The following is an 11,909-nucleotide window of genomic DNA, read 5'->3' on the forward strand; positions in this document are numbered from 1 at the left end:
GGCCGCACCGTTGCGCATCCGGAGCCGTCAGCCCGTGGGCTCCCCGGCCCCCGCGCCGTCCGTGGCGAGCGGGACCGCCGCGCGGTGGCGGTCGGCCAGCTCCACGTACACCGCGGCGTTCAGCTTGATGGACTCCCGCTCCTCCGCGGTCAGTTCCCGCCTGACCTTGGCCGGCACCCCGGCGACCAGCGAGCCCGGCGGCACCCGCATCCCCTGCGGTACCAGTGCCTGGGCCGCGATCAGCGAACCCGCCCCGATATGGGCCCCGTTCAGCACCGTCGCGCCCATCCCGACCAGTACGTCGTCCTCGACGGTGCAGCCGTGCAGGACGGCGTTGTGGCCGACCGAGACCCGTTCGCCGACCGTCACCGGGAAGCCGGGGTCGCCGTGCACCGTGCAGTTGTCCTGGATGTTGCTGTCGGCGCCCAGGAGGACGGGACCGCTGTCGGCGCGCAGCACGGCGTGGTACCAGACGCTGGCCCCCGCGGCCAGGGTGACGTCGCCGACGACGACGGAGGTGGGCGCGGTGTACGCCCCGGGGTCGATGCGCGGCGCCGCGCCGCCCACCGAAGCGATCAGTGCCCGTTCTGCCATCTGCGCATCTCCTCGCCCGTTGGGTGCCGCGCCACCAGCACCGTAGACGACCGCCGTGCGGGGTGGGCGGCGTGGCCGGGGGTGGGGTGAAGATCACAGCCCGGCGCGCGGCCGGTGGTCGGGCGCGCTGAGTACGGTGTGCGGGTGCCGATAAACCAGAACGTGTTCTCGTCCCTGACGGCCTGGCGGCGCCGGGCGGTGTCCCGCGCCGTCCACCGCGGGGCGCGCTGGATGCGGGAGACCGGGGCAGTCACGGCCGAGCGCCCGGGCCCGTACCGCTTCCGCCGGATCGGCACCGGCACCCGGCTGGCGTTCCCGCAGGGGACGGTCTTCGGCGACCCCTGGATCGAGTTGGGCGCGCACTGCATCGTCGGCCAGGACGTCACGCTCACCGCGGGCATGATGCCCGATCTGGACCTGGGACCGGAGCCGATTCTGACGCTGGGCGACGGCGTGGTGCTGGGCCGGGGCAGCCATGTGATCGCGGACGTCCGGCTGACCGTCGGCGACGACTGCTTCTTCGGGCCCGGCGTCTACGTCACCACCACCAACCACAGTTACGACGACCCCGAGACGCCGATCGGCAAGCAGTGGCCGCGCAGCGAGCCGGTCACCATCGGGCCGGGCGGCTGGATCGGCACCGGGGCGGTCATCCTCCCGGGCGCGCGGCTGGGGCGGAACGTGGTGGTCGCGGCCGGGGCGGTGGTGCGCGGCGAGGTCCCCGACCACGCGGTGGTGGCCGGGGCACCGGCCAGGATCGTCCGCCGCTGGGAACCGGGCACGGGCTGGCAGCCGCCGCTGCGCACGCCGGCGCCGGTGCCGATCCCCGAGGGCGTGACGCCGGAACAGCTGTTGGCGCTGGGGGAGTGGGAGAAGGCGGACGGTTAGGGCGAGTTGGCCGCCCGGTGTCCCTTGCTCGGGTGCTCGGGTGTTCTCGTGGGATTCGTCATCCGTGGGAGGCCAGGAGGATGGAGCCGACCAGGGCGAGGGAGGCCCCGGCGGTCTGGACGGCGCGCAGGCGTTCCTTGAGGACGCCGAGGGCGGCGAGCGCGGTGACGACCGGGTACAAGGAGGCCAGCACCGCGGCCATGGTGACGGGGCCGTGCTGGGCGGCGACGGCGTAGGTGCCGTTGGCGGCGACATCGGCGATGCCGACGAAGGCGAGCGCGGGGAGCGAGCCGCGCAGGGCGGGCAGGCCGCCCTCGGGCAGGGCCGGGGTGCCGCGCCGGACCGTGACGTACAGGGCCGCGCCGCCGACCGCCACATTGCACAACCGCTGGACGAAGAGCGCCAGGAAGAGACCGGTGACGGTGCTGGACGCCTCGGCTATCAGGGCCATCACCGCGCCGAAGCCGAGTGCCGAGACGACGGTGAGCACGATCGTCCGGCGCTCGACGCTCGCCCCGCCGAGCCGGGGGCCGCCGGCCAGCAGTATGCCGACCACGGCGACGACCATGCCGGCGGCTTGCAGGAGGCCCGGCCGTTCGCCCGCGAGGACGCCGACGCCGAGCGGGACGAGGACGGTGCCGAGCGAGCCGAGCGGGGAGACCACGCCCATCGGGCCGAGCGCCAGGGCGCGGTAGAAGCAGAGCATCGCGGCGGGGCCGACGACGCCGGCGGCGACCGCGAACCACAGCTGCGGGCCGGCCTCCCGCCAGCCGCCGGTGGCCAGCACGATGCCGCCCAGTGCCAGGGCGGCCAGGGTCTGCGAGACCACCACGACGGTCAGGGCGTGCAGGCGCCGGGTGAGCAATCCGCCGCCGAAGTCGGCGAGCCCCCACAGGAGGCTGGTGGCCAGGGCGAAGGCCGCGGTCATGGAGGAACCTCGCAGTACAGTGAACCGGACGCTGAAGTACAGCACACCGTAGTGCAATAAATTGAACCGCGGTAGCGAATATATTGTCCTGCCGCTACGACCCGACTTGGACGGACCGTGACGGACCTCGACCAGCTCACGCAGGCGCTCGCCCGCAACCTCAAGCGCTGGCGCACCGAGCGCGGCTACACCCTCGACGCGCTGGCGGCCCGGGCCGGCGTCAGCCGCGGCATGATCATCCAGATCGAGCAGGCCCGGACCAACCCCAGCGTGGGCACCACCGTCAAGATCGCCGACGCGCTCGGCGTCAGCATCACCACGCTCCTCGACTACGAACAGGGCCCGCAGGTACGGGTCGTTGGCCCCGGCGAGGCGGTCCGGATGTGGTCCACGGAGGCCGGCAGCCACACCTCGCTCCTGGTGGGTGGCGAGGCCCCGGGGCCGTTCGAGATGTGGGACTGGCGGCTGATGCCGGGCGACGAGAGCGCCTCCGACCCGCATCCGCCCGGCACCGTCGAGCTGCTGCACGTCCGGTCCGGCACCCTCACCCTGCTCGTCGACGGCGCCCCGCACGAGGTGGTCGCCGGGGCCTCGGCGACCTTCGAGGCCAAGGTCCCGCACGGCTACCGCAACGACGGCCGGGAACCGGTGGAGATGACCATGTCGGTGATCATTCCGCCGCCCCGCTGAGCCGATCGGCCGACCGCGGCGGCCGGCCGACGGAGCGGCCGCTCAGCCCAGGCGGGGTATCTCGATCGCCGGGCAGCGGTCCATCACCATGTCGAGGCCGGCGGCGCGGGTGCGCCGGGCGGCCGCGTCGTCGATGACGCCGAGCTGGAACCAGACCGCCCGGGCACCGACGGCGACCGCTTCGTCGGCGACGGCGCCGGCCAGCTCGCTGCGGACGAAGACGTCCACCACGTCGATCTTGAACGGGACGGCGGCCAGCGACGGATACCCCTGCTCCCCGTGCACGGTCTCGGCTCTGGGGTGCACGGGGACGATCCGCTTGCCGTGGCGCCGGAGCACCCCGGCGACGCCGTACGCGGCGCGTTGCTCGTTGGCGGACAGTCCCACGACCGCCCAGGTGTCCCCGAGTTCGGTGAGGATCCTGCGGATGGTGGCCTGGTCGGCGTGCATGCCGTCTCCCGTCGTCCGTGGTCGTGCTCGGCGCTCCGTGCCCGGTCACCTCGGGTAACGGCCGGCGGGGCCCGAACATTCCTCGCTCGCCGCCGGGATGACGGGTTGTCCGGGCAGCAAGACGCCCCGCCCGAAGGGGAAGACGGGCGGGGCGGGTTCGGGGGCGGTCAGCCGGTGCCGCGGGCCAGGCCGGCGGCGACGACATCGCCGGAGGCCGCGGAACGGGCCGGCTTGCCGATCGCGCGGCCACCGGCGACCGGTTCGGGCGCGCCGGCACCCGTGCCCGGCCACCGCGCCGCGGCGGCGGCCGGCTCCCGGGCGGGCTGCGCGGCACCGCCCGCGGCGGCCAGCGCCGCACGCAGCGGCTCGGCCTCCACGACCATGCTCACCGGCCCGGAGGGGTTGACGTAGAGGGCGTGGCCCGGCGGCAGTTGCTCGACCAGTTCGGCCGCCGGCCGCTGGTCGTAGAGCAGCCGCCCGGCCGACTCCAGATGGGCGGCGGCGGTGTAGACGGGCACGACGGGGGCGCCCTCGGGGGAGGCCGCGGTCAGGGGCTCGCCGCCGTCGGTGACCAGGAAGGAGACCTCCGCGCCGGCCAGCTCCTCGTAGACCGCGCTCTCCGGGCCGTACCCGGTGGCGGACAGCTGCACCGCGCGGTCCACCGGGTCAGTGGGGTCCGCCCAGTCCAGCATCTGCGGCGACGGCCGGTACTCCGGGTTGTCCCGCCACTCCGCGATCGCGCCGTCCGGGCCGGACCGCCACTGGCCGATCACCGCCCACAGCGGGGGCTCATCCTTGCCCGACCAGGTCAGGTCCACCATGGCCAGCCAGTGGTCGGGGGCCTCACGGGCGGCTTCGACGACCTCCGGCGGCGGCACCGGCATCTCTTCGCCGGTCACCGGAGTGCCGGCCGTCATCGCCGCCAGTGTGCTGTCGTCCATCGAGCCCTCCGCCGAGCCGCCGTTCCGTTCCCGCCGGCCGTGCCTCCGTACGACGGGTCCCGCTGCGCCCACAGTGCCCATGGGGGCGGCGGTCGTCTCCCCGACGCACCGTACGGACGGCCCGGGTACGCCGGGTGGCGGTGCGGGGTGCGCCCGTACGGCGGACACCGCAGCGCGGCGTGGGGCGCCGGGTGCCCGGACCACCTCCGTGGAGCGGGCGCATAGGCTGGTCGGATGCAGGACCAGTACCGGACGCCGGCCCGCGAGGGTGTCCACGAGATCGAGATCAGCAAGTCCCGCTTCCTCTGCGCGCTCGCGCCGGTCGCGACGGAGGAGGAGGCGCAGGACTTCATCGCGCGTGTCCGGCGGGAGCACCCCACCGCGCGGCACCACTGTTTCGCGTACGTCCTCGGGGCCGACGGCGGGGTCCAGAAGGCCAGCGACGACGGCGAACCGGGCGGTACCGCCGGGGTACCGATGCTGCAGATGCTGGTGCGGCGTGAGGTGCGCTATGTGGTCGCCGTGGTCACGCGGTACTTCGGCGGCATCAAGCTGGGGGCCGGCGGCCTGATCCGCGCCTACGGGGGCGTGGTCGGCGAGGCGCTGGACGCGCTGGGCACCGTCACCCGGCAGCGGTTCCGGCTGGCGACGATCACCGTGGACCACCAGCGCGCGGGCCGGCTGGAGAACGATCTGCGCACCACAGGGCGAGCGGTGCGCGAGGTGGCCTACGGGGCCGAGGTCCGCATCGAGGTGGGGCTGCCGGAGGCGGAGGTGGACGGGTTCCGCGCCTGGCTCGCGGACACCACGGCCGGGACGGCCCGGTTGGAACTCGGCGGGGAGGCGTACGGGGAGGTGTAGGCGGAACGGACACCGGCTTCACTGGCGGGAGCCGACAGCGTCACCGTGACCTCGGTCTGCCGGGGGCCAGACCCTGCGTCACGCCGAATTCAGGGCGTCGGCCCGATTCTTCAAGTCCGCTGCGATGTCGTCCCAGTCGGGGCCGTGCGCCAACAGGCTGTGTGCCGCGTCCCGCAACAGCGCGGGATCGTTCGGCCTTTGCAGGAGCACGAGCCGATACGCCAGGTTCCGAACCCACACCGGGAGATGTCCGTCGACCAACTGCGGGCACAGCTCCCGCAGCATGGCCAGGATCGCATCCGCATCGGCGAAGGTCAGTTCCTCGATGAAGTAGCGCTCCTCGTGCTCCTTCGTGCACTCCGGTGCGGGGCGGTGCTCGTCTCCGTAAAGACACCGGGCGTGTTCTACCAGGGTGCTGTGCATGCCGGACAGCCTACGCAACCGGGATTCGCCGGCGGCTCCCAGCGCGCGGGCCGGTCGTCTCAGGGCGTCAAGGCTGCCATTCCCTCGACCACCGCCCAGGTTCCCGACGGGACGCCGTCGATGCCGGCTTCTGTATAGGCGGCGGCGGTCTGGGTGAAGAGCCGCTCGGGGTGGGCCCACGTGCCGGCGTGGTCCGTTTTGATCAGGCGGGCCGCGTCGGCGAGCGGCATTCCGCGCTGTGCGTACGAGGTCGCGGCATCGGCCACCGCCTGGAGCCGGTCCCGGACGGCGGCGACGCCGGCACGGTCGAGCAGCGTTCCATGCCCCGGCACGAACGTCTCGGCGCCGGTGTCCAACAGCGTTTGGCAAGCGCGGATGCAGCCGCTGACGGATCCCGACCACACGATGGTGTGGCCACCGGAGAAGAGTGCGTCACCGGCGAACACCACCCGGTGGTCGGGTACGTGCACGGCGACATCGCCCGCACTGTGACCGGCGCCCAGGTCGATCAACTCCACCACGACGCCGCCGATTTTGATCTCCTCGTGCCCCTCGAAGGTGCGCGTGGGCGGTATCACCGTCACGTCGGAGAAGTCGAAGTGCCCGAAGTGCTCGACCACGTACGCCTGCGCCTTGCCCTCGGCGGGTGACCGGCACAGTTGCGTGAGCTGATCCGGACCCATCTCGTGGCAGCCGCCGGCGGCGCCGGCCGCAGAAGTGATGATCTCCGCCTGGGGGAGAAGCTGATTCCCCCACGTGTGGTCGCCGTTCTGGTGAGTGGAGACGACCGTGCCCACGGCGTCGAGCGGGCATACGTCCTCGACCGCGGTGAGAAGCTGCCGCGTGGCACCCAAGGTGAACTGCGTGTCCACCAGCAGTGCCTGGCCCTGGGAGGCGATCAGCCCGGCGTTGCTGTAACCCCAGGCGTCGCTGTCCTGCATCCACGCCCACGTCACGTCGGACAACCGGCGGAGGGCAGGGGCAGGGGCGGGCGAGGCGCTGTGGATGTCGGGTGTGCTCATGGGTGTGCTCATGGTGTTCCTCGGGAGGTCGGCTGCCGCCAGTCGATCGGCACGCGCGTCCCCGGTGCCTGGATGCCCCGGGCGCGTCCGACCCGTACGTGCTCCTTCCAGTAGTACCAGGCGCTTCTTCGAGGCGGGCGAGGCCGTCCGCCACCGAGCGACAAGATCACGGATGTCGCCGATCGAGGGCGGGGGCAGGGGCGGTTTCGGACCGTACCGGTGCGTGATGGGTGGCGGCGTGTCAGCCTGGGCGGGCGGCGGAGTGGTCGCGATCGGCGTGGGTGCCAGTCGGGGAAGGGGCTGAGGTATGCCGGACCTTCTGGGGGAGCGGGTGGGGTTCGTCCGCCGGATCGGGTTGTGGCAGGCCACCGCTATCAACATGAGTCAGATGTGCGGCATCGGGCCGTTCGTGACGATCCCGTTGATGGTGAGCGCGTTCGGTGGGCCGCAGGCGGTGGTCGGGTTCGTGGCGGGTGCGGTGCTGGCGTTGGCGGACGGGCTGGTGTGGGCGGAGTTGGGGGCGTCGCTGCCGGGGGCGGGCGGCAGTTATGTGTATCTGCGGCAGGCGTTCCAGTACCGGACGGGGAAGCTGATGCCGTTTCTGTTCGTGTGGACGGCGATGCTGTTCATTCCGCTCGGGATGTCCACCGGGGTCATCGGCTTCGTGCAGTACCTCGGCTATCTGTGGCCGGGGATGGGCCAGGGGCAGGGGGACGCGGTCGGGCTGGCCGTCACCGTCGGCGTCGTGGCGTTGCTGTGGGGCCGGGTGGAGCGGATCGCCCGGCTCGCCGTCGTGCTGTGGACGGTGATGATCGCCGCCGTCGGGCTGGTGATCGTCGCGGCGTTCACGCACTTCAGTCCGGAGCGGGCCTTCACCTACCCCGCGCACGCCGTGGACCTGACGGCAGGTCATTTCTGGGTCGGATTCGCCGGCGGGCTCACCATCGGCATCTACGACTACCTCGGTTACAACACCACCGCCTACATGGGAGCCGAGATCAGACGGCCGGGCCGCACCCTGCCGCGGGCCATCCTGTTCTCCATCCTCGGCATCATGGCGATCTACCTGATGCTCCAGATCGGCACCCTGGGGGTCGTCGACTGGCGCGAGATGCTCGACCCGCACAGCACGGCCGGCTCCTCGGTCGCCTCCGCCGTCCTGGAGCGCACCTGGGGCCGGACCGCCGCCGACGTCGTCACGGTGCTGATCCTCGTCACCGCCGTCACCTCAGTCCTGACCGGTCTGCTCGGCGGCTCACGAGTCCCCTGCGACGCCGCCCGGGACCGCGTCTTCTTCCGCCCGTACGGGGCGCTGCACCCCCGCCACCGCTTCCCCGTCCTGGCGCTGCTGACCATGGGGGGCATCATGGCGGCCGGCTTCCTCCTGGGCCGGCACACCGACCTGGCGACCGTCATCCAGCTGCTGACGACGGTGATGGTGCTGGTGCAGGCGCTGGCCCAGATCGCGGCCGTCACCGTGCTGCGGCGCCGGCAGCCTGGGCTGCGCCGGCCCTACCGGATGTGGCTGTACCCGCTGCCGAGCCTGGTCGCGCTGGTCGGCTGGCTGGTGATCTACGGCTACGCGGACCGCAACGCGCCGGGCCGGCACCCCATCGAATGGTCGTTGGCGTGGGTCGGGGCGGGGGTGGTGGCGTTCCTGGTGTGGGCCCGGCGCGAGCGCGAGTGGCCGTTCGGGCCGAAGCGGATCAGTGAGGAGTATCTGGGCGGAGCCGATCCGGATGTGGAGGGGGAGACGGACCCGGATGCGGATTCTCCTTCGGGCCCGGGTGCCGGCGCGGGGGGTGTCGGCGGGGCGGTGCCGCCGGTTGTTCAGCCGGACTGACGACCGGGCAGGCTGATGAGACATCAAGTTACGTTGTAACAGGGCTACTTCAGGTGTCGGGCCAGGTGATGGTGCGGGTCGTGCCCGGGGCGACGGTGAAGGGGCGGCCGCGCAGCCGGACGCGGATCGCGGCGTGTTCCGAGTCCGGCACCGTGATCCGTACCACGTGGTCGGCGCGGATCCGCAGGTCGATGTCCCGGTGCCGGCGGTAGCGGATCCGCACGCCGAACTCGGAGAGTTGGGGGAGGGGCGCCGGGTCCAGCCACAGGGCGTGGTCCCGGGTCTCCAGACCGGTCATCCCGCGCTGCACGAAGTCGAGGGTGCCGGCCATCGCGCCCAGGTGGATGCCCTCCGCGGTGGTGCCGCCCTGGACGTCCGCGACATCGCCGGTGAGGGCCTCCGCGCAGTACGTCCAGGCGTCGTCCCGGCGTACCCGGGCCAGCACCCAGGCATGGACCACGGAGCTGAGCGTCGAGCCGTGGCTGGTGCGCCGCAGGTAGTGGTCGACGGTCGCCCGCCAGGTGTCGTCGTCGAGCCGGTAGCCCAACTGCTCGAAGAGGCCGGTCAGTTCGGCGGGCGGGAAGAGGTAGCCGAGCATCAGCACGTCGGCCTGCTTGGACGCCTGGTAGCGGTTGACGGTGTCGCCCTCCGCCTCCAGGATCCGGTCCAGCCGGCGGATGTCGCCGTAGCGGGCGCGGTAGCCCGCCCAGTCGAGCTCGGCCAGTCGCTCGTAGCCCGCGAACTGGCTGATCAGGCCCGCGTGGAAGGGGACGTGCAGGCGGTGCGCGACGTCGTCCCAGTGCTGCCGCTCGTCGTGCGAGAGCGCCAGTCGCTCGAACAGCGCCCGCCGCCGCGCCTCCGGCAGCCTGCGGCACAGGTCGAGGGCCCGCGCCAGCACCCAGGCGGCGGTGACGTTGGTGTAGGCGTTGTCGTCCAGACCGGGCCGGTCGGCGCCCGGATACGCGTCGTGGTACTCGTCCGGGCCGACCACCCCGCGGATGCGGTAGCGGGCGAGCGCCGGGTCCCACCGTGCGCTCGCCGCCCAGAAGCGGGCGATCTCCAGCAGCATCTCGGCGCCCCTGGTGTGCAGGAACGCGGTGTCGCCGCTGGCCTGCCAGTAGCGCCACACGTTGTAGGCGATCGCCGAACCCACGTGGTGCTGGAGGTGGGAGTGGTCCGGCAGCCAGCGGCCCGAGCGGGGGTTGAGGTGCAGCCGCTGGGTCTCCTCGCGGCCGTCGCTGCCGCTCTGCCACGGGTACATCGCGCCCGTCCGGCCCGCCTCGCGCGCCGCCCGGCGGGCCGCCGGCAGCCGCCGGTGGCGGTAGTCCAGCAGGGCCCGGGACACCTCCGGGAAGCGCAGGTTGAGAAACGGCAGCACGAACAGCTCGTCCCAGAAGACGTGCCCCCGGTACGCCTCGCCGTGCAGGCCGCGGGCCGGTACGCCCACGTCCAGCCGCGCGGTGTGCGGGGAGACCACCTGCAGTACGTGGAAGACGTGCAGCCGCAGGATCCGGCCGGCCTCGCCCGGGACGTCCAGCCGCACCTGCCGCCACAGGTGCTGCCAGGCACGGTGGTGCGAGGCCAGCAGCCGGGGGACGGCCGGGGCGCGGCGGACCGCCTCCAGGGCGGCCGGGAGCGGTGCCGCGCGGGCCAGGTCGCGGGAGGTGTGCAGGGCCACCGTCTTGTCGACGGTCGCCGGGGAGCCGGGCCGGAGGGGGACGGTGAGCAGCCGGTGGGCCGCGCGGGGCGCGAGGGCGGTGCGGGCGGTGCCGCCGCGCGGCGCGGCCCGGGTGCGGGCGGCCAGGGCGATCGTGACTCCGGAGGTGACGGTGCGGCACCGGAGCCAGAGGACGCCGTCGTCCTCCGCACCGGTCTCCCGGTCGGTGAGGTGGGTGTCGGCCAGGTCGCGGTAGCGGGCCACCCCGCTGTTGCGGACGTCGCCGTCCAGCCCCGCTGCCACCTCCACCTCCCCGGACCAGCCCTCGGCGGTGAACACCGCGCGCTGGACGGCGAGATCGGGCTCGCCCATGTGCACCAGACGGCGTTCGGTGACGGTCAGCCGCCGCCCCGCGGGGTCCTCGTAGGACGACCAGCGGGTCAGGGTGCCGCGGCGCAGGTCCAGCGTGCGGCGGTGGCCGGTGAGCTGGGGGTGGTCGGGGGAGAGCCAGGGGCCCGGCTCCGCGGCGTCCGCGGGGCGGATGCGGTAGCGCAGCGGCAGCCAGTCGGGCAGGTTGACCAGGTCCTCGTTCTCCACCCGGAGGCCGCCGACGACGGAGGTCAGCCGGTTGTAGACGCCGGCGGCGTAGGTGCCCGGGTAGTGGGCGGGGCCGCACGGCGTCTCCGGGGCGGCGCCGCGGGTGGCGAACCGGCCGTTGCCGAGCGTGCACAGCGCCTCCCGCAGCCGCTCGTCCTCGGGGACGTACCCCTCGTACGTCCAGGTCCAGGCCGGCGCCGTCATCGGGCCGCCCCGGGGGCCAGCAGGTCGCCGGGGTCGGTGACCACCACGTCGGCGCCGCGGCGGCGCAGCTCGGCCGCGTGCCCCGGGGCGCCGCTCCGGTCGACGCCGACGACCAGGCCGAAGCCGCCGCGGCGGCCCGCCTCGACGCCGGCCGCGGCGTCCTCCAGCACGGCCGCCTCCCGGGGCGGGACGGCCAGCCGCCGGGCCGCCTCGGCGAAGAGCGCCGGGTCCGGCTTGCCCGGCAGGCCCAGTCGCGCGGCCTCGTTGCCGTCCACCACCGCCCCGAACAGCCCCAGCAGCCCGGCCCGGGACAGCAGCTCGGTGGCGTGCCGGGACGCGGACGCCGCGGCACAGCCGACGCCCTCGCCGCGCAGCGCGTGCAGCAGTCGCACACTGCCCGGCCACACGGGCGCCCCCCGCTCCCGCAGCAGCGCGGTGTAGACCTCGTCCTTGCGGGCCGCGACCGCCGCCACGGTGCCGGTGCCGGGCGGGTCGCCGGGGGCGCCGGGCGGCAGCGCCAGGCCCCGGGAGGCCAGGAACGCGGCGGCGCCGTCCAGCCGGGACCGGCCGTCGACATGGCGGAGGTAGTCGTCCACCGGGTCGAAGGGCCGCTGCCCGCCGGCGGCCGCCAGGCAGGCGTCGAACGCCTCCCGCCAGGCCGCGGCGTGCAGCCCCGCGGTGTCGGTGAGCACACCGTCGGTGTCGAAGACCACGGCCCGCACCGGGCGCAGACACGCGGCCAGCGGTGACGCGGCGGACATGACGGGTCCCTTCGGCAGCCTTGGTCGGCAACTCGTCCCTCCATGGCACC

The 11,909-nt window shown here is 73.8% G+C and carries 12 protein-coding genes; 4 read left to right on the forward strand and 8 right to left on the reverse strand.

What is annotated here, in order from left to right; genetic code table 11:
- Nucleotides 1-27 precede the first annotated feature (27 nt).
- Nucleotides 28-594, reverse strand: a complete 567-nt coding sequence (locus tag K2224_RS29805; protein WP_221910299.1) for a gamma carbonic anhydrase family protein — start codon at nucleotides 592-594, stop codon at nucleotides 28-30.
- 144 nt (nucleotides 595-738) lie between these two features.
- On the opposite strand from K2224_RS29805, the gene K2224_RS29810 reads away from it, so the two are divergent.
- Complete coding sequence (locus K2224_RS29810) at nucleotides 739-1,482, forward strand: DapH/DapD/GlmU-related protein (protein WP_221910300.1); 744 nt, start codon at nucleotides 739-741, stop codon at nucleotides 1,480-1,482.
- A 58-nt stretch (nucleotides 1,483-1,540) separates the two neighbouring features.
- Here K2224_RS29810 and K2224_RS29815 read toward each other — a convergent pair whose 3' ends face one another.
- Nucleotides 1,541-2,410 (reverse strand): DMT family transporter, encoded by an 870-nt coding sequence (locus K2224_RS29815; RefSeq protein WP_221910301.1) that lies wholly within the window; start codon nucleotides 2,408-2,410, stop codon nucleotides 1,541-1,543.
- 117 nt (nucleotides 2,411-2,527) lie between these two features.
- Between K2224_RS29815 and K2224_RS29820 the strand changes: the two genes are divergently transcribed.
- Nucleotides 2,528-3,100 carry a helix-turn-helix domain-containing protein gene (locus K2224_RS29820; RefSeq protein WP_221910302.1) on the forward strand — a complete coding sequence of 191 codons (573 nt, stop codon included), beginning with the start codon at nucleotides 2,528-2,530 and terminating at the stop codon, nucleotides 3,098-3,100.
- Between the two features lie 42 nt (nucleotides 3,101-3,142).
- Here K2224_RS29820 and K2224_RS29825 read toward each other — a convergent pair whose 3' ends face one another.
- Together K2224_RS29825 and K2224_RS29830 are read right to left on the reverse strand one after the other, a co-directional pair.
- Nucleotides 3,143-3,550, reverse strand: coding sequence for a CoA-binding protein (locus tag K2224_RS29825; protein WP_221910303.1), 408 nt, complete (start codon nucleotides 3,548-3,550; stop codon nucleotides 3,143-3,145).
- A 167-nt stretch (nucleotides 3,551-3,717) separates the two neighbouring features.
- Entirely contained in the window at nucleotides 3,718-4,491 is a 774-nt protein-coding gene (locus K2224_RS29830) for a type VII secretion system-associated protein (protein WP_221910304.1), read from the reverse strand.
- 234 nt (nucleotides 4,492-4,725) lie between these two features.
- Between K2224_RS29830 and K2224_RS29835 the strand changes: the two genes are divergently transcribed.
- A complete protein-coding gene (locus K2224_RS29835; protein WP_221910305.1) occupies nucleotides 4,726-5,352 on the forward strand; it encodes a YigZ family protein in 627 nt (208 codons plus the stop codon).
- A gap of 78 nt (nucleotides 5,353-5,430) precedes the next feature.
- On the opposite strand, the gene K2224_RS29840 is transcribed toward K2224_RS29835, so the two are convergent.
- On the reverse strand, nucleotides 5,431-5,775 hold the full coding sequence (locus K2224_RS29840) for a hypothetical protein (RefSeq protein WP_221910306.1): 345 nt from the start codon (nucleotides 5,773-5,775) through the stop codon (nucleotides 5,431-5,433).
- A 59-nt stretch (nucleotides 5,776-5,834) separates the two neighbouring features.
- Nucleotides 5,835-6,809: an MBL fold metallo-hydrolase gene (locus K2224_RS29845; RefSeq protein ID WP_221910307.1), complete on the reverse strand. Its 975-nt coding sequence runs from the start codon at nucleotides 6,807-6,809 to the stop codon at nucleotides 5,835-5,837.
- Nucleotides 6,810-7,104: 295 nt separating this feature from the next.
- Between K2224_RS29845 and K2224_RS29850 the strand changes: the two genes are divergently transcribed.
- The gene (locus K2224_RS29850; RefSeq protein WP_221910308.1) at nucleotides 7,105-8,640 is read left to right on the forward strand and encodes an APC family permease; all 1,536 of its coding nucleotides are present in this window, start codon (nucleotides 7,105-7,107) and stop codon (nucleotides 8,638-8,640) included.
- 49 nt (nucleotides 8,641-8,689) lie between these two features.
- On the opposite strand, the gene K2224_RS29855 is transcribed toward K2224_RS29850, so the two are convergent.
- Complete coding sequence (locus K2224_RS29855) at nucleotides 8,690-11,098, reverse strand: glycoside hydrolase family 65 protein (RefSeq protein WP_221910309.1); 2,409 nt, start codon at nucleotides 11,096-11,098, stop codon at nucleotides 8,690-8,692.
- On the reverse strand, nucleotides 11,095-11,859 hold the full coding sequence (locus K2224_RS29860; RefSeq protein WP_221910310.1) for an HAD family phosphatase: 765 nt from the start codon (nucleotides 11,857-11,859) through the stop codon (nucleotides 11,095-11,097). The genes K2224_RS29855 and K2224_RS29860 overlap by 4 nt, the downstream gene beginning before the upstream one ends.
- Nucleotides 11,860-11,909: the final 50 nt, after the last annotated feature.

Origin of the sequence: Streptomyces sp. BHT-5-2 (assembly GCF_019774615.1) — a bacterium.
GTDB lineage: Bacteria > Actinomycetota > Actinomycetes > Streptomycetales > Streptomycetaceae > Streptomyces.

Coding starts and splice junctions, on each gene's coding strand:
- K2224_RS29805 (WP_221910299.1), bottom strand. CDS start 594: ATGGCAGAACGGGCACTGATCGCTTCGGTGGGCGGCGCGGCGCCGCGC.
- K2224_RS29860 (WP_221910310.1), bottom strand. CDS start 11,859: ATGTCCGCCGCGTCACCGCTGGCCGCGTGTCTGCGCCCGGTGCGGGCC.
- K2224_RS29835 (WP_221910305.1), top strand. CDS start 4,726: ATGCAGGACCAGTACCGGACGCCGGCCCGCGAGGGTGTCCACGAGATC.
- K2224_RS29830 (WP_221910304.1), bottom strand. CDS start 4,491: ATGGACGACAGCACACTGGCGGCGATGACGGCCGGCACTCCGGTGACC.
- K2224_RS29825 (WP_221910303.1), bottom strand. CDS start 3,550: ATGCACGCCGACCAGGCCACCATCCGCAGGATCCTCACCGAACTCGGG.
- K2224_RS29850 (WP_221910308.1), top strand. CDS start 7,105: ATGCCGGACCTTCTGGGGGAGCGGGTGGGGTTCGTCCGCCGGATCGGG.
- K2224_RS29840 (WP_221910306.1), bottom strand. CDS start 5,775: ATGCACAGCACCCTGGTAGAACACGCCCGGTGTCTTTACGGAGACGAG.
- K2224_RS29845 (WP_221910307.1), bottom strand. CDS start 6,809: ATGAGCACACCCATGAGCACACCCGACATCCACAGCGCCTCGCCCGCC.
- K2224_RS29815 (WP_221910301.1), bottom strand. CDS start 2,410: ATGACCGCGGCCTTCGCCCTGGCCACCAGCCTCCTGTGGGGGCTCGCC.
- K2224_RS29855 (WP_221910309.1), bottom strand. CDS start 11,098: ATGACGGCGCCGGCCTGGACCTGGACGTACGAGGGGTACGTCCCCGAG.